This is a genomic window from Paenibacillus albidus (assembly GCF_014644435.1).
Lineage (GTDB): Bacteria > Bacillota > Bacilli > Paenibacillales > Paenibacillaceae > Paenibacillus_AQ > Paenibacillus_AQ albidus.
Genome location: NZ_BMKR01000002.1, coordinates 22,132 through 44,699, shown reverse-complemented (window position 1 = coordinate 44,699; position 22,568 = coordinate 22,132). Strand labels below are relative to the sequence as shown.

General features: G+C 48.4%; 19 protein-coding genes. 10 read left to right on the top strand and 9 right to left on the bottom strand.

The window, feature by feature from the left end:
* Window positions 1-270: 270 nt before the first annotated feature.
* The 7 genes from IEY53_RS01940 to nikA form a co-directional block, all read right to left on the bottom strand.
* A complete protein-coding gene (locus tag IEY53_RS01940; RefSeq protein WP_189021930.1) occupies window positions 271-1,314 on the bottom strand; it encodes an ArsR/SmtB family transcription factor in 1,044 nt (347 codons plus the stop codon).
* A gap of 98 nt (window positions 1,315-1,412) precedes the next feature.
* Entirely contained in the window at window positions 1,413-2,735 is a 1,323-nt protein-coding gene (locus tag IEY53_RS01935) for an MATE family efflux transporter (protein ID WP_229695919.1), read from the bottom strand.
* Window positions 2,736-3,521 carry an ABC transporter ATP-binding protein gene (locus tag IEY53_RS01930; RefSeq protein ID WP_189021929.1) on the bottom strand — a complete coding sequence of 262 codons (786 nt, stop codon included), beginning with the start codon at window positions 3,519-3,521 and terminating at the stop codon, window positions 2,736-2,738.
* Window positions 3,518-4,348, bottom strand: coding sequence for an ABC transporter ATP-binding protein (locus tag IEY53_RS01925; protein ID WP_229695918.1), 831 nt, complete (start codon window positions 4,346-4,348; stop codon window positions 3,518-3,520). The genes IEY53_RS01930 and IEY53_RS01925 overlap by 4 nt, the downstream gene beginning before the upstream one ends.
* Before the next feature lie 4 nt (window positions 4,349-4,352).
* Window positions 4,353-5,105: a nickel transporter permease gene (gene nikC, locus IEY53_RS01920; protein WP_229695946.1), complete on the bottom strand. Its 753-nt coding sequence runs from the start codon at window positions 5,103-5,105 to the stop codon at window positions 4,353-4,355.
* Between the two features lie 98 nt (window positions 5,106-5,203).
* On the bottom strand, window positions 5,204-6,148 hold the full coding sequence (gene nikB, locus IEY53_RS01915; RefSeq protein ID WP_189022193.1) for a nickel ABC transporter permease: 945 nt from the start codon (window positions 6,146-6,148) through the stop codon (window positions 5,204-5,206).
* A gap of 1 nt (window position 6,149) precedes the next feature.
* Window positions 6,150-7,685, bottom strand: a complete 1,536-nt coding sequence (nikA, locus tag IEY53_RS01910) for a nickel ABC transporter substrate-binding protein (protein WP_189021926.1) — start codon at window positions 7,683-7,685, stop codon at window positions 6,150-6,152.
* A gap of 238 nt (window positions 7,686-7,923) precedes the next feature.
* Here nikA and IEY53_RS01905 point away from each other — a divergent pair, with 238 nt between their 5' ends.
* From IEY53_RS01905 to IEY53_RS01895, 3 genes are all read left to right on the top strand, one after another.
* The gene (locus IEY53_RS01905; protein ID WP_229695917.1) at window positions 7,924-8,385 is read left to right on the top strand and encodes a sigma-70 family RNA polymerase sigma factor; all 462 of its coding nucleotides are present in this window, start codon (window positions 7,924-7,926) and stop codon (window positions 8,383-8,385) included.
* Window positions 8,386-8,404: 19 nt separating this feature from the next.
* Window positions 8,405-9,892: a DUF4179 domain-containing protein gene (locus tag IEY53_RS01900; RefSeq protein ID WP_189021924.1), complete on the top strand. Its 1,488-nt coding sequence runs from the start codon at window positions 8,405-8,407 to the stop codon at window positions 9,890-9,892.
* Between the two features lie 205 nt (window positions 9,893-10,097).
* The gene (locus tag IEY53_RS01895; RefSeq protein WP_189021923.1) at window positions 10,098-12,482 is read left to right on the top strand and encodes a polyprenyl synthetase family protein; all 2,385 of its coding nucleotides are present in this window, start codon (window positions 10,098-10,100) and stop codon (window positions 12,480-12,482) included.
* Between the two features lie 108 nt (window positions 12,483-12,590).
* On the opposite strand, the gene bglS is transcribed toward IEY53_RS01895, so the two are convergent.
* Entirely contained in the window at window positions 12,591-13,388 is a 798-nt protein-coding gene (gene bglS / locus IEY53_RS01890) for a beta-glucanase (protein ID WP_229695916.1), read from the bottom strand.
* A gap of 406 nt (window positions 13,389-13,794) precedes the next feature.
* Here bglS and IEY53_RS01885 point away from each other — a divergent pair, with 406 nt between their 5' ends.
* Window positions 13,795-15,273 (top strand): Lsa family ABC-F type ribosomal protection protein, encoded by a 1,479-nt coding sequence (locus IEY53_RS01885; RefSeq protein ID WP_189021922.1) that lies wholly within the window; start codon window positions 13,795-13,797, stop codon window positions 15,271-15,273.
* 5 nt (window positions 15,274-15,278) lie between these two features.
* On the opposite strand, the gene IEY53_RS01880 is transcribed toward IEY53_RS01885, so the two are convergent.
* On the bottom strand, window positions 15,279-16,010 hold the full coding sequence (locus tag IEY53_RS01880) for a bleomycin resistance protein (protein WP_189021921.1): 732 nt from the start codon (window positions 16,008-16,010) through the stop codon (window positions 15,279-15,281).
* Window positions 16,011-16,193: 183 nt separating this feature from the next.
* On the opposite strand from IEY53_RS01880, the gene IEY53_RS01875 reads away from it, so the two are divergent.
* The 6 genes from IEY53_RS01875 to IEY53_RS01850 all read left to right on the top strand — a co-directional run bounded on the left by IEY53_RS01875 (window position 16,194) and on the right by IEY53_RS01850 (window position 22,453).
* Complete coding sequence (locus IEY53_RS01875) at window positions 16,194-17,312, top strand: NAD(P)/FAD-dependent oxidoreductase (RefSeq protein WP_189021920.1); 1,119 nt, start codon at window positions 16,194-16,196, stop codon at window positions 17,310-17,312.
* A gap of 37 nt (window positions 17,313-17,349) precedes the next feature.
* Complete coding sequence (locus IEY53_RS01870; protein ID WP_189021919.1) at window positions 17,350-17,808, top strand: SMI1/KNR4 family protein; 459 nt, start codon at window positions 17,350-17,352, stop codon at window positions 17,806-17,808.
* Window positions 17,809-17,839: 31 nt separating this feature from the next.
* Entirely contained in the window at window positions 17,840-18,772 is a 933-nt protein-coding gene (locus IEY53_RS01865; RefSeq protein ID WP_189021918.1) for a VanZ family protein, read from the top strand.
* 92 nt (window positions 18,773-18,864) lie between these two features.
* Window positions 18,865-20,217, top strand: a complete 1,353-nt coding sequence (locus IEY53_RS01860) for a GGDEF domain-containing protein (protein WP_189021917.1) — start codon at window positions 18,865-18,867, stop codon at window positions 20,215-20,217.
* A 151-nt stretch (window positions 20,218-20,368) separates the two neighbouring features.
* Window positions 20,369-21,385, top strand: a complete 1,017-nt coding sequence (locus tag IEY53_RS01855; RefSeq protein WP_189021916.1) for an NAD-dependent epimerase/dehydratase family protein — start codon at window positions 20,369-20,371, stop codon at window positions 21,383-21,385.
* A complete protein-coding gene (locus IEY53_RS01850) occupies window positions 21,386-22,453 on the top strand; it encodes a dihydrodipicolinate synthase family protein (protein WP_189021915.1) in 1,068 nt (355 codons plus the stop codon).
* Window positions 22,454-22,568 lie beyond the last annotated feature (115 nt).

The window sequence follows — 22,568 nt, the reverse complement described above, 5'->3', positions numbered from 1 at the left end:
ATAATCGGACAGAGATTCCGCTAATTGTCCTATCTTCCTTCATTCTAGGCTCAATCGAACGATATAACGGCTCCTGAGTCCGAATCCCCCAGGAAAGCAGACTTTTTCGCAAAATAGGGTCTTCTCTGTCCGCTTCACTCCGCGGATGGAGCCCAATCCCCCTGCACCGCTATATCATCTGAAGCTTCCAAGATATCCAGATTTTTGGGCATTGCATCATTTCCTAAACAATAAAACAACTTCCCGCACCTGACGGGAAGTCGTTTCATTTTACAGCAGATACCGTTCCAGTTCATCAATCAAAAGCCTTAAGTTGCCCGCATCCAGATGGTAATGGACCTTGCCGTTCTTTTTGTCTATGCCAACCATTCCGCAAGCCAACAGCACGTTCATATGATGGGAGACGGTAGCAGCCGACAGTCCTAACTGTTCAGCAATCTCCAGGTTGTATTTGGGAGTTGCTTTAAGTGAAGAGAGTATTTGTAATTTGCTGTTATCGGCAAGTGCCTTTAATCTCAGCAGCAGATATTCTTTGGAATCGGCAGAGTTGTTGCCGGTAATGGGAAGCGAACCCACATACAGTCCGCAATAACACTGCGAGATGTACATCACCTGACCAAGCGGCATGATCAAGGCCGGGTGGATGGTACTATTGTGGCTGAAAAGCTCGATAAATTTTAGAAACTGTTCATCCCCATTTTTGTGAACCGATTGCACAAACTTGGGAATCAGCTTGCCAAGCGGCTTCCCGACCTCTTCACAGGCCTTCTCAAAGGCTGGCAGATTTCTGTTGACCGCACTGACAAGGGCCTGCATTTGTTTATGTGGCTGCTGCAGCAAGCTCATCAGTTTCCATTTTACGCCTTCCTCGAAAGAACACCCGTCAAGAAAGCTAATAATCTCATCCAATGAACGTACATTTACAGGCGTGTTTTCTCCGGAAGATCCTTGCTGAACATTCTCCTCCGACAACAGCACCTGAAGCAATTCCTCCCGAATCCGGTCCGCGTTCACTTTATCCAGTTCAGTGAGCCAGTTGGCATTTTCACACAGCAGGGCCAGCAGAATGGAGAAATACGTCTCATCGTTAAAAAACAGGCGATCGCTGTCCTCATGGATTTGGTACTTTTGAAAGGTCTGGATATATTTATCGATGATCTTTAGATTTTTACTATAAAAAGCCTCACCGTCTATACCGAACTTATCCAGCTCGATGATCGTTTGTTCCTTATGCTCGTCCTTGTTGCTGCTCACATAGAGCAACCCCATCGTTTCAAACAGAGGGTCCAGTTTTTCCCGAATATTGAGGTTCATAGCGCCTCCAAGTGTAAAGTGATATTTGGTGTTTATCTAATATATTATATGTCTATGAAATATCCTTTACAAGTGAAAATATGATTTCTGGGGGGAGTTTATCCTGGCAGCTTCTTAAGCAATCCCGGTACATACATCAGCAGAAACAAGGAACGCCCCAGACCAAATAAAAGGAACGAAACCCATAACCCATGGTTGCCATAGCCGGGAACCAGAAACTGCAAACCCAGCAGGAACACGGCAAGGGATAGAAGCATGGAGTTCCGAACCGGCCCTGTATAGGTTAATCCGGTAAATACACCATAGAACACCAGACCAAGGCCTGTGACTAGCGGAAACAGGAACAGCCAGCCGTCATATTGCAGCGCAATCTGCTTAATGCTCTCATTGTCGGTAAATAGCGTAAACAACTTCCCTTTTGTAAGCTGGTATAATCCGGCCAGTACTATAGAAGTCAGACCTCCCCAGATCCAGGATAGTTGCAGGGTGGCAGCCAGCAGCTTGCGGTTACCGGACCCGCGTGCCTGACCGGAATATATACTGCTGGCATTGGCCAGCCCGTCAAAAAAGTAGGCCATAATGTAGTGAATCTGCAGCAATATCGTATTCGCAGCCAGCAGCTCAGTTCCAAAGGAAGTGCTTTGGGCCGTAAAAAGATTAAACATGGCCAGCAGGCAAACGGTTCTGATCAATAAATCTCCATTGGCCCGAAACATCCGCTTCAGTTCCTTACGCTGAAATTGACCTCTCCAGCGCAGGAGGGACACCTTCATATACGGAGAGCGCAACACAAAGATCACGCCAAGAAGGAAGGCCAGACCTTCAGCGAACAGCGACGCGGCCGCCACACCTGCGACCCCCCACTGAAATCCTTGCACGAACCATAGGCAAAGGACAATATTCAATACATTCATGGAAATCTGCATCAGCAAGGTATATTTAATATGCGACATGCCCATCAGCCAGCCAAGCAGAACATAGTTCAGCAGTGTCAGCGGAGCGCCCCAGATACGAACTTGAAAATAAACCGAAGCCCACTTGGCAACATCCGCTTCCGGCTGAGTCAGGGATAAAGCGCCCTGCAGGATTGGAGTCTGCAGCGCAATAAACGCAAGCCCGATCAGACCTGCCACCATCAAAGGACGGATCAGCTCGGACATTCCCTCCGTAAGATCTTTTTTGCCCCGTGACTGGGCGGCAAAACCGGAGGTGCTGACACGCAAGAAACCAAAAAGCCAATAGAGGGTATTAAAGATCAACACTCCAATAGCCGTCCCGCCAAGATATGACGGGTCAAACAAGTGACCTACAACGGCAGTATCGACCGCGCCAAGCAGCGGGGTCGTTATTGTAGAAAGGATCAAAGGAATACTCAGCATCAGGTACGCGCGGTGCGTCGGCTTTTCCATCGATGAATTCATTTAAGAGAATACCTCCAGCAGCTTTTTCGTATACCCGTGCCTTTGCTCATCAAACAGCTGATCTTTGCTGAATTCTTCAAGCATGAGGCCGTTCTTCATCACGATGATTCGCTCGCTCATGAAATGGACGGCCGCCAGGTCATGGGAGATGAAGAGATAGGAGAGGCCAAGCGACTCCTGCAGATCCTTCAGCAGATTAAGGATCACAGATTGTGTAGTCACATCCAGACTTGCCGTCGGTTCATCCAATACAATAAAAGCCGGTTCCGTACTGATAGCCCGGGCAATGGTCACCCGCTGCTTCTCCCCGCCGCTTAACTGGTGAGGGTATTTAACCAAATATTCTGCCGGCAACCCTACGAGTTCCAGCAGCGCCCTGGCCATACCCAGCCGTCCGGCTGTTTGTTCCTTGATGAATGAAGGGATAAAGCCTTTGCGCTGATCCAGCGGCTCCATTAGACTATCCAATATCCGCAGCCGTGAATTCAGCGCAGCCGCAGGATTCTGAAACACAGCACTCATCTTGGCGCGTGCTTGGAACAGCTTTTTATTGCCCAATCCCTTCAGCTCAACTCCGTCAAATTGAATTTCGCCGCTCTGCCAATTCATCAGAGTCAGCAAGCAGCGGGCCAATGTGCTTTTGCCGCTGCCGCTTTCTCCTACTATGCCCAGACATTCACCTTCAACAAGCCGGAAGGAAATGCTGTGCAGCACAGGCTGGCCAGCGGAGTAGGATTTATGCAAATTTGTTACGCGAATAATATCTTTGGCGATCAAACCGGTCATAATAAAGCGCCTTCTTCCCTCTGCAAGCTGTTCTTGGATAGTTGTCCCAGTCTCCGAGGACCGTTCGGGGACAAGGGAGGGATAGCCGCCAGCAGCCGCGAGGTATAAGCGTGGGCAGGGGAATTCAGCACCTGGTCCTTGGCGCCTTGCTCCACAATCTCACCTTTGCGCATCACAGCTACACGGTCGGCAAATTTTCGGACATGTCTAAGATCATGGGTAATCCATAACACGGACAGATTCAGCCGTTCTTTGGCTTTAGCGATATACTTCAGCACCTTCTGGGCAGTCAGGCTGTCCAGTGCCGTCGTGGGCTCATCCGCAATGAGCAGCCCCGGATTCAACAGGAGCGCAGAGGCAATCGCTGCGCGTTGCAGTTGTCCGCCGCTGAGCTGGAACGGATAACTGGTATACACTCTGCCGCCGGGAAGATTCACATTGTCCAGCGCATCTATACACATGTTTTTTCTGCGCTGGCGTTCCAGATCCGTATGTGCCCGCAGTAGTTCATCCAGCTGTTTGCCTATAGTGATAAAGGGCGTAAAGGCCCCCTGATAATCCTGAAAAATATAACTGATCTCCTTGCCCAGTGTTTTTCTTCTCAAGGAGGGTGACAGCGACGTCAACGTGCTGCCGTTCCAGCTTATAGTGCCGCTTAGCTTAAGCTCTTTGGGCAGCAAACCTCCTATGGAGGCTGCGGTAAGACTTTTGCCGCTGCCGCTTTCACCTGCAAGCGCCAGCCATTCGCCGGGAGCAATCTCCAGATTGATACCTTTCACGAGCTCCCGGCTGCCGGAGGCAACGGTAAGATTATGAATGTTCAGCACAGACTCACGCTTCCTTCCTGGTTTTGACATCGAATTGGTCCCGCAGCTTGTCCCCCAAAAGGTTCGCCAGCAGCACTGTAATCATAATTGCCAGGCCTGGGGCAAGCATAAGATGCGGAGCGGTATTGAAATATACCCGTCCTTCATTCAGCATCGAACCCCATTCGGCAGCCGGAGGCTGGGGGCCGAGGCCGATATAGGAGAGGGAAGCGATCATAAGAATGATTTTACCCAAATCCAGTGCAGCCAGCACAAAAACATTGCCCAAAGTATGCGGAAGCATATGCTTCATAACGATCCGCAGTGGCGTAACTCCTCCCAGAATGGCCAGTGCAACATAATCCTTTTCTTTTTCCTGCAGCACTACACTTCTGACCAGCCGCGCATACCCTACCCATTTCACCGCAATCACGGCAAAGAGGAGATTGATCAAGCCCGGACCCAGCAAACCGCTTAAAACGATGGCAAAGATATAATCCGGCAGGGTCATAAAGGCATCTATAATTCTTTTGAATACGCGGTCATACAGACCGCCGAGATATCCGGACAATAAGCCAATGGTAACACCGATAAGCATGGAGAAGGTCAGAATAAGCAGGCTGGTTCCAATTGTTGCGCGGATGCCCGCAATCATTCTGGAGAACAAATCCCTCCCCAGATGATCGGTCCCCAGAAAGTGCCCGGCACCCGGGGGCTGCAGACGGTCGCTGACAATTAGCCGATAGGGATCTTGCGGAGCCAGGGCAGGAGAGATCATAACAATTACGAGCACAAGCAGGACTAGGCCGGCAGGCCAAACAGCCTGCTTCTTGAACAGATGTCTTCCGGATGGCTGCCCGGCAGCAATGATGGATCTCATGATTCTATCTTTCCCTTCAACGCAATTTCAGGATTAATCCAGCGATAGGACATCTCCACAAGGATATTGATGCTCACAATGAACACACTCATGAACAGGGTATACCCCTGAATAATCGGATAATCCCGGGCAGCTATGGCATCTACAATCCATTTTCCGAGACCCGGATACGCAAATAACACCTCAACAACGACCGTTCCTCCCAACAGGCTGCCTATACTTTCGCTGAAAATAGTAATGAGCGGAATCAGACTGTGCCGGAAGGTATGAAACAGGAATACCCGCGCCGGATGGATGCCGCGCGCCTTGGCAGAAGTTACGAAATCCTGGCCCGCACTCTCAATCAGACTGGAACGGACCAGCCTGACATAGATCGCAGACATGGCCAGGCCCAGAGTTAACGACGGGAGGATCAAATGACGCCAGCTTCCTTCACCCATAGGCGGCAGCAGCTGCAGCCGGACCGCAAAAAACTGAATAAGCACAAGGCCCAGCCAAAAGCTGGGGACCGATGAGCCTATCAATGAAAAAATCCGGCTAAACTGGTCGATCCAGCGATTACGGTACAAAGCGGAAAGTATTCCAAGAGGTATGGAAATCAGCAGCATTACAACAAGTGAACCGGCAGTGAGCAGCAGGGTATAGGGAAGTTTCTCGGTGAACTCACTGAACACAGGTCTGCTGGTTAGATAAGAATCGCCTAAATTAAATTGCACCAGTTGTTTCAGCCATAGCCCGTATTGTACAAACAGGGGTTTATCCAGCCCCAGCTGCGTACGCATGGCTTCAATTTGTTCACTCGTGACAGCAACATCATCTACCCGCAGAATACTCCGGACGGGATCACCCGGAACGATCTTCAGGAGACAGAAGCTGACAAAGGATAACAGCAGAAAAAATAACAGCAGCTCCAGCAGTCGTTTGCCTATGGAACGGAGCATCTTATTCAATGTCCAAATCTTTGGTCAATAAATAGTATTCGCTTTTGCTGGTCACCCAGTTCTTGACATGACTGCTGTACACAACAAAGTTATTCGGATGAATGATAAAGGAGTTCAGTCTGTGCTCATCAATATAAGCAACAGCTTGTTGAGCAAGGTTATTCCGCTCATCTTCCGCTATGGCAGTATTAAGCTGTTCGATTAAGGCCTCCAGCTCCGGCTGCCGAACATAACCATAATTAAGAGCGCCTTCCGAAGTGTACGCGGCATTCAGGAAATAGCTGGCGTCTCCGCGGGGTGCAGTGATATTACTGTAAGTCGCCAGATCCCAGTCATCATTCGCAGCCAGATATTCATCGATGTTATCCACTAGACGAATGTCCACCGTGATGCCCAGCTCCTTGGCATTGGCCTGAATCAGCTGAGAGATCAGCGGAAGCTCCGCTCTGGATTGGTACGTAAGAAGACGGAAGGTTAGAGGTTTGCCCCCCTTGGATACAAGACCGTTATCGACATCATACCCCGCCGTTCTGAAGAACTGCCGGGCGACTTCCAGATCAAAGGTTTTGGGCGTATATTCGGGTGAAAAAGGGGCTTCCGCCAGGAAAGGTCCTGCTGCAGCGGTAGCTTGACCGGTCATGATGCTGCTCACAATGGCTTCCCGGTCAATTAATGCATCAAACGCTTTACGGACCTCTTCTTGCCCAAGCTCCGCATTGTTCATATTATATAGAAGCTGATGGGCACGCAGTCCTGTCAGGGAGTCCAGTGTAAGCGAAGCGTCCGCCTTAAGCTGGTCAAAGCTTTCAATCGGCGGGCGATAGACAATGTCAGCACTCTTGGCCTGGATCGCAAGCAGGCGGGCATTTGCATCCTCATTAAAGGAGAATTTAGCCTTGGCCAGCTTCACGGTCCCGCCCCAGTATTGGCTGTTGCGCTCTACATTAAGTTCGCTGCCGGGCTTAAAGGAGGCCAGCATGAATGGGCCTGTCCCAATAGGCGCCTCCTCCGTAGATTCTGCGGCGAGTATTGCAGTATTCGGATGTACCAGATCGGAGGGGAGCTGCGGGAAAGGTTGTTCCGTCACGATCGTCAGCACCTGCCCGGCCGACTTCATCTCCCGGATGTGCAGGGAGTTCTTGACGGAGGGATTCAGCTGCTGTGCCCGTTCCAGAGAAGCTTGTACAGCTGCCGCATCTACGGATTTGCCATTCTGAAAGGTGAGACCCTTGCGGATATTAAATATCCAGTTTTGCCCGTCTTCGCTGCTCCAGGATTCGGCCACGGCCGGCTGCAGCTTCAGATCATTGCCGATGGTGAGCAGTGTCTCGGCGATTCCGGCACGGACAGCAGTATAATTCACATCCGTATGGGGATCTATGCTGTTGCTCTGCACGTTGAACAATAGAGTGATGCTTTTTTCTTCACTATTATGTGTTACTGTGGAATCGGGCGAAGCAGGCTCCTGTGAAGTACAGGCTGCAAGCAACAGCACCAGCAGTAAGGGTACGGCTTTGAGGGATTTAATGAATGACACGAGGTTTCCTCCTTGACACTTATGTAAGTGTTAATAGTATTAATTACGATTTAGGCAATGCTTACCCATTATAGCGAAGGAAGAACTATATGTAAATATTACGAATAAGCTTATTTTCTCCAAAATCAATCGTTTTTCTTCTCACGGGCGTCTTTACATAGAGAACTTTGAATATAGAAGACTTCCTCCGAATACCGGCACGAATAAAGAGAGGAAGCGGTGAATGGTGGGGATTGCAATGGAAGAAGAAGAGTTTTTTGAACGTCTGTATGTCGAACACCGCAAAATGTACGCGATTGCCTTCAGTTACCTGCGGACGGAAGCCGACGCCCTGGAGGTGGTGCAGGAGGCGTCCTGCCGCGCCTGGATGAAGCGCAAAAAGCTGAAGGAAAAGCAGTATTTTACCACCTGGCTGATCCGCATTACCATCAACTGCTGCATCGATGAACTCCGACGCAAAAAGCGTGTAATTCCGGCAGAGCAGCTGGCGGAGGGGATGGTACAGGAAATGAAAAGCCATGAACGGATTGATCTGGAACGGGCGATGGAGCGAATGAAGCCGAAATACCGGCATGCTGTGATTCTGAAATACTATCAGGACATGACCATTGCCCAGATCGCCAAAGTGCTGGAAAAACCCGAAGGTACCATCAAAACCTGGCTGCGGGAAGGCCTGAGACAGTTAAGGAACACTCTGTAGAGATCAGGAGGGATTAGTTATGACCGAAAAGGAAGAGCACATGCTGCGTCAGAATGCCCAGGAAGTGCAGCAGCAAGCTGAATCATTGCAGGAAATGAAAATCTACAATGCCATGAAAGAAGGGATTGAGCAAGGGAAGCGGCGTGAGAAGCGTCGCCGTTATTCCTATGGCCTGGGGGGAGCTGTGGCCGCGGCAGCAGCAGTGCTGCTCACATTCTCACTCCTCGAAACTCCGATATCGAATGTGGCGCAAGAAGGGGTTGTCCAGGAGCCCGGAATAACCCGGGAAATGACAGGGGAAAAGGCATCACAGAACTGGAGCGATTCTGAGTTATTCCGAACGCCATCCATTAAAGACCCGTCATTTGTCACTGCACTGGACCGGAACCTCATCCAACCTGTTTACAAAAGTGTGGAAAAGAACGGGCTTGAGGTTGAAGTGCTGGGTGCAGTTACGGACGGACGAAAAGTGTTTGTCCTGCATAGCATCCGCAATAATACGGATCAAGAGGTAAGCCGTGCGGATGCCACACTGGATAACGGAGCATTTGAAGTACCTTCTATAGGCGCGTGGCTGGACATCATTGGGCGGGATTACGAAATCCCTGCAGGCCAAACCTCCTATTATGTATACTATGCCAATCTCGATCCTGCGGTTTCCTATACCAAAGAGATGAAATTTCAAGTCATTCTTACCGGCACCTCGCCAGAGGCGCTCGCTTCGAGCAGCAATAAGTACCGGACGAGCCTGGATATTGGGTTTGAGCTGGACCCGCTAATGTTTGAAGATCAGAAGCATACTTTTTATCCGGACCGCACACTTACCTTAGGCGGGCAACATATCAATGTCCATCAAGTGCTGTATACTCCTATTAGCACCTATGTGGACCTGGAGTATGATCCAGCCAATTCCAAATATATTTCCGAATTGATTAATCCCGTCCTGATCAACAAAAGAGCGGAGACTATCGGAAAGCTGTATTACCCCGGCAAGATCTATACTTATAATTCCGTGGGGGAGCGGGACAAAACCAAAGCTACACTTGTGTTCAAAGCCAGCGAATACAATCCGCTAAACTCACTCTCGCTGAAAGCCTTCGGAATCTCGGCTTCGGATAAAGCGCAAATGCAGATCGTCATCGATCTTAACAAGAGAGAAATTCTGGAATCACCGGAGAACGGTCTTGTTATTGCCGGGCAAGAAAAGGGGATAGGAGCGGGAGATATTTTGTTCCGCAAGGAGATAGGAAATGCGCAATGGTTAATCCATAGAACTGAAGTGGACGACAGCTTTATCGATGCCAAAGGACAAATTCATAAACGACAAGAAAGCAGGCACTCCGGCGGTTATACCATCACGAATAAAAGCGGTGCCGCGACGGACGAAATCCCCTACAATTTTGGTGAAGAAGCCCAGGATTATCCTCAGCCTCTAACTCTGAAGGTTCTGAAGTATGATACCCCCATAATGGATACACAAGCTGTAGAGCTGCCAGAGAAGAAATAAGGTTTCTACTTAAAACAGTCACTCCCCAGTCTTTTGGAGAATGGCTGTTTTTTGGTTCTTCACTCCGGAACCGTAACCCAATCGCTTCTTTCCCGTATAAAGCTATGAACATGATCCGGCGCATGAAGCGGGAACAGAATTTCTCTTTATGCTCAGCCGTGTGGAACCATGTTAAACACTAATAGAAGTTGAGGTCATCCATCCTATGAATGAAGAATTCACCAATCATGCCGACACCTGGTACCGTCAAGCCGAGCAGAAGGCAGCTCAGTATTTCGCCGACCTGGCAACGCAGGTTAAGGAACAATCTTATGCACCTGCCTTGATCAAAGATCTTCAGGGATGGAAAAGAAACCATGTGCACCGTTTTGCATGGTTGTCCTTTTTATCGCAGGGCAAGAAAAAACCGGATTCCAGAGATTATCACAGATATATAGACTGGCTGAATTACACAGGTAAGCTGGATGATTATTTGGATCGAAGCATTTCCTATATTTACATGAGAGATCTCGGCAAAACGCTCGGTTCGTCTGACACCCGGCAACGGATTCAGTCTGTAGTGACCGATGTTAAAAGATTCTTAACCCGTTCGACGAAAGTATCTGGGGGGAAACAGCCTGAATACATGAGCTTGGCCGGACTATACCGGTGGGCTCAAAAGGAACACATCGAATCTGCCGTCATTTGGGTCATCGACAAGCTTAAGGGCGTCTCGTCCAATATCCCGGAGCAAATGAACGCCGAACATGCCCAGCGTAAATTGATCAAGATTATTGTTGGTGTAGTACTGCATGCGATTGAGGAGATGGGCGACTCTGCTCTGCCTGCGGAACGTGCCCAAAGACTGGATGAAGCGATCAGGCATGGTTATTCTTATGGCCTCACCTACCCGTATATTGACGATTTGCTTGATTCGGGAGTCTTGAACGCCGGGGAGAAAGAACAATATTCACAAATGATACGCACCGCACTGCTTACCGGGACTGTTCCTGAACTGGGAGAATGGTCGGGAGACAATCAGGAAATGATTCAATACATCCATGCGGAGCTCCGGGAGGCTTTTGAATATATTAAAGATTATCAGCAGCCCGATACCAAGGGAATGTTCTTCGAGCAGTCCTATGTGTTTTTTCATGCCCAGGATATGGACCGTAAAAAAAATCTGGCCCATGCCCATTACAGCAACGAAGAGCTCTATCTCCCTGTCATTCTGAAATCATCTTCTTCGCGGTTAATTGTCCGTTCAGTCATCAGTGCTCCCCGGGATGAGGGCTTTGATCGGCGTACCTTCTTTTATGGCATATATAATCAACTGGCCGATGATTTTGCCGATATGTTTGACGATCTAAGTGAGGGAACCGTCACTCCCTATACCTATTATTTACAGTACCGTGACCAGCGTACAGATCTGATTAATCCTTTTGAATTATACTGGACGGTCATCTCCTATTTGATCCACCAGGTCTATCAATCCGACGCCAAGACGACAGAGGTCATTCTGGATCGTGCCATCAACGGTCTGAAGCGCTGCAAAGAACGCCTCGGTACGGAGAAATATCATGAGCTTATGGGGATATTTGCTTCCGGGCATACCGAATTCAGCCGACTTATGGAATGGATGGTTCGGAAAGCGGACGATGTGGATTTCTTCGACAAGCTGCTGCGCGACCATATGGTTACCATGCTTAAGAACGACGCGAAGGAAAAGGAAGAATTTCTCGCCACAGTTAAAACGGTGCGCCAGCAGATTAACGATCAGCTGCAGATCGCCAAACCGGACGGAATTCCGGCCATGAAAGAAACGCTGATAGACGCAGCCAATTATAGCCTTAAAGGGGATGGAAAGCGGATTCGGCCCATATTAACCTGGGTCATGGGTGTAAATGAATATGGATTGGAACCCTCGGCCATCGTGCCGCTTCTGAAATCATTGGAATATATGCATACGGCATCCCTAATCTTCGATGATCTGCCTTCCCAGGATAATGCGTCCACGCGCAGAGGCCGTCCCACCCTGCATCAGGTTCATAATAGCGCTACGGCGGAGTTGACCGGTCTGTTTCTGATTCAAAAAGCGATTGAAGAGCAGGCTTCCCTGGAGAGCTTTGATGCCAAAACCGTGCTTGCCTTAATGCAGTATTCCGCCCAAAAAGCTGAAGATACCTGTATGGGGCAGGCGATGGATTTGCAGGCCAAAGGGAAAGCATTGACACTGAATGAATTGAATATGATTTGTTTTTATAAGACTGGAGTTGCCTTTGAAGCCTCATTGGTTATGCCTGCCATTCTCGCCCGGGTGAATGGACAAGAGATCGCTTCACTGAAGCAGTTTGCCTATCATGCAGGCATTGCTTTTCAGATTAAAGATGATTTGCTTGATTCTGAAGGCGATGTGATTCTCCTCGGCAAGCCCACCGGTCAGGATGACCTGAACAACAATTCGACGTTTGTATCCATCCTTGGCCGGGAAGGGGCCAGAAAAGCGATGTGGGAACACTACTGCCAGGCTATGGAAACCTTGGATAGTCTGCCTCGAAATACCGCTTTCCTGAAGCATTTAATGAACTATATGGTGAACCGGGACCGGTAAAAAATGAATTATGGCAAAAGAGGAACGACTTCCAGGCAAATGCCGGCGGTCGTTCCTCTGAAGACACCTTTGATTACACGGTACGAAAGTGGGGCTGTATTGCCCCTTTTAGGAGGAGGGCGTGAATTTTATCCAGTCGTAATACGCTTTTACAGGCGTCCCTGTATAATTGAACTGACCTGTCCAGCCAACATTATCGCCGGCCCCAGGCCACAGATTGACCATAATTTGCCCCGGCCGGGAGGGGAGCTCGCCACGTGAACCATTCTCCGTATGCACCAGATTGCCGTCGACGTACCATTTAATGGCCGATGGCGACCATTCAAACGCATAAGTATGGTAACCCGCAGCAGCATCGAAGCCCAGATCAATCACGGTTTCATGAGAACCGACTCCGTTTGTATAATAATTCATTTCAAGTTTGGTCGTATCTTTCCCCAGAATTTCAATATCAATCTCGTCATTACGTTCCGGCAGCTGAGGATTCGTCTCCCGGTTCGCATACGTGAATAAGGAGGTCACGAGTCCCGTGCCCTTCGCCACTTTCAACCTTCCTTCTACGCGGCCGTATCCATAAGTATCGTGGGTTGCATATTCACCCGAGGCGAAAGATTTGCCTTCACAGCTGCCGGGGCAGCCGGCATTGTCCAGCCTGAGCGCCATGATGCCCGAGTTAAACTCGACATGGTCCTGCTTCCAGAAGGCTCCGAAGTCGTCTCCATTGTCCCATCCATCGGACTTGTACCACATACTGCTGTTATAGCTGTTCAGATTCTCCGTGAATCCTGCGGCAGCAGCGCTTTGGGTTTCGGCAAAGGCAGGTTGCGGAAATACCCCCACAATAAATAGGGCAACAGCTACTTTCATCGTCTTCCAAAGGGCAGCATTCTTGTGAATAATTCTCACAGTCCAATCACCTCACTGACAGATTAGGGATCGATTGTGGTATCCGAGTCCTTTTACCATTATATGGTATATAATTACGGGTTACAAACTTTTTTATACCTATTTCTGTAGTCATTGTTGAGATCAGGATAGGAGCATGATAAGATAGGTTTAATTTCATGATGGGAGTTGAAAAGTATAATGTAGGCTTTCTTGCTGAACATATAAACCTGATAAAACATTGTAAGCGAACCCTGGGTTTCGTATGTTTTATTCTTTATATGCAAGAAAGTTACTGCTTCTTTTCACTCGAATAACAGATCCTTCTCTAGCCCGGGGTGCCGGGTTAGGTTAGCTGTATCTATTTGAGCTGCAAGAAAGTAACTTTCTTGCAGCTTTTATATTTTTCGCACAGGAGGATCATTACATGTCATTAATCAACGTTTCCAACCTTACGTTTGCCTACGAGGACAGTTACGATAACATCTTTGAAGAGATCAGCTTTCAAATCGATACCGATTGGAGGTTGGGATTTACAGGGAGGAACGGCAGAGGCAAGACAACTTTCCTAAGTCTGCTGCTGGGGAAACATGAATTCAGCGGCAAGATAACTGCCTCTGTCGATTTTGAGTATTTCCCTTTTCATGTGGAGAATAAAAGTGATATTACCCTTGATGTAATCAACGAGATTACCCCTGATTACCTTCACTGGGAACTCATGCGGGAGTTTTCTCTGCTCCAGGTGACAGAGGACGTGCTTTATCGGCCTTTTGATACCTTGTCAAACGGAGAGCAGACGAAAGTGCTGCTTGCCGCCTTATTTCTGAAGGACAATCGCTTTCTCTTAATTGATGAACCCACCAATCATCTTGACCTGAATGCAAGACAACTGGTCAGTGATTATCTCAAGACTAAAAGTGGATTTATTCTGGTGTCACACGACAGAGCCTTTCTGGATAACTGTGTAGATCACATTCTTTCCATCAATAAGACCAACGTTGAGATTCAAAAGGGCAATTTCTCCGAGTGGTGGGAAAACAAAAGAAGACAAGACAGCTTTGAGCTTGCAGAGAACGACAAGCTTAGAAAAGACATTAAACGCCTATCGGATGCGGCAAAACGAACGGGCAGCTGGTCACACGAAGTGGAGAAAACAAAAAATGGCACTAGAAACTCCGGTTCGAAGGTTGATAAAGGGTATATTGGCCACAAGGCCGCTAAAATGATGAAACGCTCCAAAGCTATGGAACAGCGCCAGCAATCGGCTATGGATGAAAAGAGCAGGCTGCTTAAAAATATTGAAAGCTCTGACAGCTTAAAAATATCACAGCTTGCCTATCCCAAAAAACAGCTTGTTGAGCTTGAACATGTCTCCATTTACTACGGTGAGAAGCTAGTTTGCCAGGATATCGGCTTTACCATAGAGCAGGGGGAACGCATTGCGCTCTCAGGTATTAACGGTTCCGGGAAATCCAGCATTATCAGGCTCATTTGCGGCGAGGATATCCACTATACGGGCACTTTCCGAAAGGGGAGCCAGCTCCAGATCTCTTATGTTTCACAGGATACCTCACATTTGCGAGGGACTTTAACGGAATACGCCAGAAGCAACGGGATAGATGAAAGCCTGTTTAAAGCCATCCTAAGAAAACTGGATTTCTCCAGAGTCCAGTTCGAGAAGGATATGTCCGCGTATAGCGGCGGGCAGAAGAAAAAAGTGCTGATCGCCAAAAGCCTTTCTGAGCAAGTACATTTGCTGATATGGGATGAACCGCTTAACTTTATTGATGTAATATCCCGCATGCAAATTGAAGAGCTGCTGCTTGAATACTCGCCGACGATACTTTTTGTTGAACATGATCGTGAGTTCTGCAGCAATATAGCTACCACGATTATTGAACTCTAACCCATTTACCCTAACATCGTTTTGAGTTCATTTAATCTTTCGGTTGCTTCCATCGCTTCTTCAAGCTCCGAACCAGTCAATGATAAATGGTCTGCTTGTTGAATGAAACTTCGCATAAGTTCGATCTCGTCCATGGATGATGCGATATCGGCACGTAAGACAAAAGCCTTGTACTGGAGTATTGAAGCCGCTTCTTCATTTTTCGAGAACACAAGGTCAAGGACTTTCGCTGCGTCAGCGGGCGCATCTTTGGCATAGGCCAATCGGTATGCAGTTTCAAAGGCATTGGCAAATCTTGACGGAGGTATTACAACGGATGAGTCATGTGCGGCTGGTTCGGCTACGGTATGCTTTTGTCCAATTAACAATCGATTGCCGGCAGGGTCGATGAGGTTGAATCTTCGATCCTCGGCTAGATTATTAAGTTTGGTGATCCTGGGAAACCCTTTGGAAGGAACCCTGTTATAAGTTCTTTTTAGATTCCCGCACAACTCCTTATACACAGCATCCACGTCTGGAACACTTATATAGCACATGCTGTAGGAGTTTGCGGGTTCCAATTTTTTGAGCACAAAAAAGTGTAATTCCGCAATACGGTGACGGACACAGGCGTAAAGATTTGGTTTGGCTTGCCGGTAAGTAATTTCAAAACCTAAGGCTTGGTAGAAATCCAACTGCTCGTCTATGGAGCTGCAAGGAAATATAGGGATTGTTGCCCCTTTCGTGACTATTGACATGTTACTAACCTCCTTTAAATGTTTTTCTTGAAATCAGCTTACTCCCTTATCCTACAACATTCGTGCAAATGATAAGGTTTGATCGAATATCTCCTAATAGTTATAATGAAAATCAATATAAACCCGTCTACAACTTTAAGGATCAACGTCAATCAATATCCGCAGCAGAGGAGACGCAATACCATGAAGAAAGTCATCGTCATTGGGGCCGGAATTCTAGGCACATCAACAGCCTATCAATTGGCCAAACAGGGGGCGGAGGTTGTTCTTGTCGACCGTCAGGATAAAGGCCAGGCTACGGATGCTGCTGCCGGCATCATTTGCCCCTGGCTCTCTCAGCGGCGCAATCAGGCCTGGTACCGGCTGGCAAGAGCAGGTGCAGCTTTTTATCCGGGATTAATTGAAGAACTAGAGCGGGAGGGCGAAACCGAAACAGGTTATGCCCAAGTCGGTGCCCTAAGTATCCATTCTGAATTGGAGAAGCTCGGCAAGCTGGAGGAACGGGCTCACCTGCGCAAAGCGGAGGCACCGGAAATCGGTGAAATTACCCGGCTGGATGTACAAGAAACCCAATCGCGTTTTCCGCTGTTAGCAGAAGATTATCCTTCTATACATATCAGCGGCGCCGCCCGGATAGATGGCCGTGCGCTGCGGGATGCCTTACTCCGGTCCGCACAGCGAAATGGGGCTGTGGTCATCCAAGGGGATGCCAAGCTCCAATGTCAGGCGAACCGGGTAACCGGAATCACTGTCGAGGACACAAGCTTCACTGCCGACGGGGTCATTGTATGCGCGGGTGCTTGGGCCAACCAACTGCTGCTGCCATTGGGGATTGACTTTAAGGTCCATTTTCAAAAAGCGCAAATTATGCATGTTCAGGTTCCGGACCGGGAAGATACGGGAAGCTGGCCTGTAGTTATGCCGCCGTCTGACCAATATTTGCTCGCTTTTGATCATCAGCGAATCGTTATCGGCGCAACACATGAAAATGAAATCGAAGGCTACGACACAAGAATAACAGCTGGCGGGATGCAGGAGATTCTGAATAAAGGCTTGGAATGGGCTCCCGGATTGGCAAACAGCACTTTTCAGGAAATTAGAGTGGGCTTTCGTCCGTTTACCCCCGGGTTTCTTCCGGTGATGGGCAATGTTCCCGGCTGGAATAGCCTTATCGTAGCCAATGGACTAGGAGCATCCGGATTGACGATGGGTCCCTTTATTGGAAGCCAGCTGGCCAAGCTGGCCATGGGCATGGAGCTGGATATCGATATTCAGGATTATGATATTCGAAATGCAATGTAATCAACCAAATGAAATGGAAGGGAAGGGATACATAACTATGTATGAGCAAATAGCAGATAAATTGGACAAAACAGCAGCCTTGAAATGGTACCCCGGTCACGGTGCGCAAGAGGAGTGGATGGCTCAGGCAGAAGCGGAGCTGGGATTCAGTCTGCCGCCTTCCTATCGCTGGTGGCTCAAGAACTACGGAAATGCACGGCTTAACGGTGCGGAGATTCTCTCCCTAGCTCCTCCAGACATGAGGGATTATGCCGATAGTGATATTCTATACATACATCGGCTGAATCTGGCTGATGAGGAGTGGCGGAAGCAGTATCCTCACAGGCTGGATCTGTTTGTCCCCTACTCGGATGAGCTTTATTATTTTGATACATCATCCAGAGATGAAGAGGGCGAGTTCAAGATTATGTGTTATGACCTGATGAACGGACTGATCTATGTGTATGCCCCGTCGTTTGCAGGTTTTCTAGAGCAATTGATCGACGAGCGCAGTTAGTGCTATTTGGAATTTTAAGGAGATCTCATTGATGGAAACGAAACAACGTAAAGTGATCATGACAATTACAATACTGTATACCCTTTTTATTTTGTATTTTTTGTTTCTGGCTTTCGGTAGAATAGAAACATCAGCACGGATTACAGACTACACGTTTATCATCATTCCAAATGAATTTTATTACTTTCCGAGCATGTCAGACCTTCTGCATTTTAGTCTGATGGATGTAGTCGGTTTTGGGAATTTTGCAGCGTTTATACCTTTTGGTATTTTAATACCCATGCTGTATCGAACCGGTTTTGTTCGATTTATAACCTTGTTCTTCTTGTCCATTATTGTGATCGAGCTCATCCAAATGGTAACTTTCCTGGGCAGCTTTGATATTAATGACGCCATTCAGAACACATTAGGTGCTGCAGCCGGATATGGTGCCTATACAATCGGATCTCATGCCAAAAATACCTGGAGGAAATTTTTTGTTACAGGCATCTCCAGTGTACTTCTATTACTGGCGATATGGGGTTTTTGTGAGCTCCTGGAGAAAGCGTTCACCAAAGCAGAAGGTCCGCTTGTGGCCTTAAATGAGCTGGAAGATCACACCAAAAACACTGCATGGGGAGCAGGGAAACACAGTTTCCAGATAGGTGGCCAACAAATAACCCCCCAACTCAACGTATACAGTAGTGAAGGGAAGGAAGTTGAAACCTACACCTATCATTTTGAGGATGAAGAAATTGTGCTTTACGGGAACTATGGTATTCCCGATGAAGCGGATTTCGAGGGTGAGATCACGATTTCCGCCGATGGGAATGAGGTATTATCCACTTCTGCACAATATCAGATGCATCAACCAGACGTTTTCGAAATTCCTTTTCAAAAGATAAAGGAGCTTAAGATAACAATTGAAGGCAATGAAAAACTATGGGATGTTTCCTTTAAGAAAATGGACTACTTCTGGAACTGACATTGTTTATACTTGAATCAGCGGCAACTAGAAGCCTTATAGTGCGGTATGATATACTTTGGGCGATGATAAATCTCGAAAGGGATGTACCTATGCCCAACTATAAGAAGAACCCGGTTAAAGGGATTCCAATCGGAATCATCGGTCCGGATGCGCTGGTTAAAAAAATGCTGAAGGTGATTCAGAACTTTCCCTCTTTTTATCCGATACCGAAAGTATACCAGATGGAAGATGAAGCGCCCGGATTAGCAGAGACAGTTGCAGCTGAAGTCGAGGTGTTGATCCTGTCCGGACCCATGCCTTACCGGAGAGTAAGGGAAGAGACGCGCTTGAATGTGCCTATCCATTATGTGCCCCTTACGGATACGGGGTTGTTCCGGGCCTTGTACCGGTTAAAAAACCGGCACGGACTGAATAAACCGATCCAATTGACCATAGATACGATAAGCAAACCCATGGTGGAGAATGCGTTGAAAGAAATCGAAGAGACTTCCGTGACCGCTGTTTATTTCGACGGCTCCCCTTATGCTTTAAGGGAAGAGTTGATCCGGTTTCACAGGGAGCATTACGAGAATGGTCACAGTCATGCAGCGTTAACGGCGGAAGAGTCTGTTTCGTTAGCACTAACGGACCTGGGTGTTCCGAATGAATGGGTCATTCCGACAGACCAAAATATTACAGTTACCTTGGAAAGAGCCCTTCTGTCGACAGAGACGCGGAAAAGCAAAGAATCGCAGATTGTAGTAGGTATGGTGAATGTCGATAATTTCGGTAAATCTGTTCAACAACATTCGACCGAGCATGAAATCCAAAAATTTAAATTGGATATTCACCGCACACTTCTCGATTATGTGGAATCCTTGGACGGATACTTGACGCATATGGGTGGGGACGAATATTTGTTTTTTACGACCCGGGGTATCTTTGAGCGGGAAACCGGCGGCTATAAGTCCATTCCATTGGCCCGCAACGCGAACAAGAGATGGGGGCTGACCTTAAGCATGGGGATCGGCTTCGGACGTTCGGCTAACGAAGCGGGGACACTTGCAAGAAGCGCCTTGCGCAAGTCCAAGGAGGCAGGAGGAAATGCCTGCTTTATTTTGCGGGAAGACCTTTCCATTATCGGCCCGCTCGAAATGGCTGACTCTGTAGAGCAAGCGCTGGCCATGACGGATATGGATGTAATCCGTAAAGCCGAGCAAGCGGGGATGACGTCGGCTTATTTGAGCAAGCTGATGAATCAGTTTGCAAGGACCGGAAAAACCGATTATAAAGTGCATGAATTGGCGAATATATTGGACATCACGATTCGAAGCATGCACAGATTGCTTTTGCAATGGGTGGAAGGCGGACTTGTGGAGATTGCCGGGATGGAAAAAGTGCCGAAGGGACGACCTAGACAGATTTATAGGTTGGCTATATTTACTGGGGAAGTTCATAAATGATTTTATAGAGGGGAAGTCCTGATCAATATAGGACATCCCCTTTTATTATGTTATTTAAAGACGATTTAAAGTCCTGTCTTTAAATAAAAACAGCGGCTATAATGAATTTGATCCTACCCGGAACCTGGACCAAAAGAAGGAGACCAAGAACATGAACACAATAGCGGAATTGGAAGCACAACTGGCGGAGCCCTCGGAAAAGCTTATTGCCGAGTTATCCGTATTGGATGGAGATATTATGCTGCTCGGCGTCGGCGGCAAGATGGGGCCTAGCCTTGCGAGGCTGGCTGTTCATGCGATTCATAGGGCGGGAATCCGTAAACGGGTGATCGGTGTATCCCGGTTTTCGGATGATGAGTCCAGACGCGAACTGGAGGAGGCGGGTGTTGAAACCATTTCCTGCGACCTCTCGAACGAAGGCGATCTGCAAAGTTTGCCGGAAGTGCGAAACATCATTTATATGGCCGGCAATAAATTCGGCACCACAGGAAATGAGCATTTCACGTGGGCTATGAATTCTTATTTGCCCGGCAGAGTGGCCGAGAAGTTTAGAAACTCACGTATTGTTGTCTTTTCATCAGGCAATGTGTATCCTTTTTCTACTGTCGGGCTCGGAGGGGTGACGGAATCGGTCATGCCTGAGCCGAAGGGAGAATACGCGCAGTCGTGTTTGGGGCGTGAGCGTGTATTTGAACATTTCTCCCATAAATATGGTATTCCGATGGTGATTTACCGGCTGAATTATGCTATTGATATGCGCTACGGGGTATTATTGGAGATCGCGAGGTCGGTCTACGAAGGGCATCCGGTCCATCTGGCGATGGGGCATGCCAATGTCATCTGGCAGGGAGACGCCAACGAGATGGCGCTGCGATGTTTGACCGTCTGTAAGCATCCGCCGAACATCGTGAATATCACCGGGCCGGAAACAATGTCCATCCGCTGGGCTGCTGAGGAGATGGGCAAGCGGCTCGGGAAAACGCCGGTGTTTGAAGGAACGGAATCGGATACGGCTTTGCTTAGCAATGCCTCCAAGTCCCACCAATTGTTTGGATATCCGCGGGTTTCCCTTCTACAAATGATCGATTGGACGGCAGATTGGATCCTGCATGGGGGAAAGACCTGGAATAAACCTACTCATTTTCAGGAAAGAAAGGGGAATTTTTAGATGAGTGCCAAACCTCTGTCACCTGAATTGAGCAGAGCGCTCCATGAGGGTCTTGTCATTCCGGCTCACCCGCTGGCATTGAACGAACAGCGCAGGTTGGATGAACGCCACCAACGGGCGTTGACGCGTTATTATGTCGCCTCCGGTGCGGGAGGTATTGCCGTTGGAGTCCACTCCACCCAGTTTGAAATTCGGGACAAACAGATTAATCTGTATGAGCCGGTATTGCGGTTGGCGGCGGAAGAGGTCGATCGGGCACGGCTGGCGCGTCCCTTCATCAAGGTGGCTGGATTGTGCGGACCTGCCGGGCAGGTGCTGGATGAAGCAGAAACCGCTGCCTCGATCGGCTATGACGCCGGTCTCTTGAGCATGGGTGGACTCGACAATTGGAGCGAAACAGACCTGCTGAAGCGAACGGAAAGGGTAGCGGCGGTTATTCCGGTGATCGGTTTTTATATGCAGCCATCCGTAGGCGGAAGAACCTTTACCTACTACTTCTGGAAATCGTTCGCAGAAATCCCGAATGTGGTCGCCATCAAGATGGCTCCGTTTAACCGCTACCAGACCCTTGATGTGGTTAGGGCTGTATGCAGTTCCAGACGCCGGGATGAAATCGCTTTATATACGGGAAATGACGATAATATTGTGGCGGACTTACTGACATCGTATCGTTTTATGATAGACGGTTCCCCTGTGGAAAAAAGGATCGTTGGCGGATTGCTCGGCCACTGGGCGGTATGGACAAGGAAAGCGGTTGAGCTGTTGGAGGAGATCAAGCAGCAGAGGGGGAACGAAAGTATCTCCAGGGAATGGCTGACGCGAAGCGTGCAAGTGACGGATACCAACGCTGCATTCTTTGATCCCGCCCATCATTTCGCAGGCTGTATTCCCGGCATTCACGAGGTGCTGCGCAGACAAGGACTGATGGAGGGGACATGGTGCCTGAATCCACAGGAAGAACTGTCTCCCGGGCAAGCTGACGAAATTGATCGGGTCTATCAAGAATATCCGCAGCTGAACGACGATGATTTTGTCAGGACACATCTTAAAGAATGGCTGGATCAATAAAGGGTATAGCCTAACAGCTTGTGGGGGGAGCAACCATGGCCTATAAATTATCGCAGATTAACAAGTCGGGGATTCCCCCGCTGTTAAAAGGAATAGAAAGCTATGAGCAGTGGGT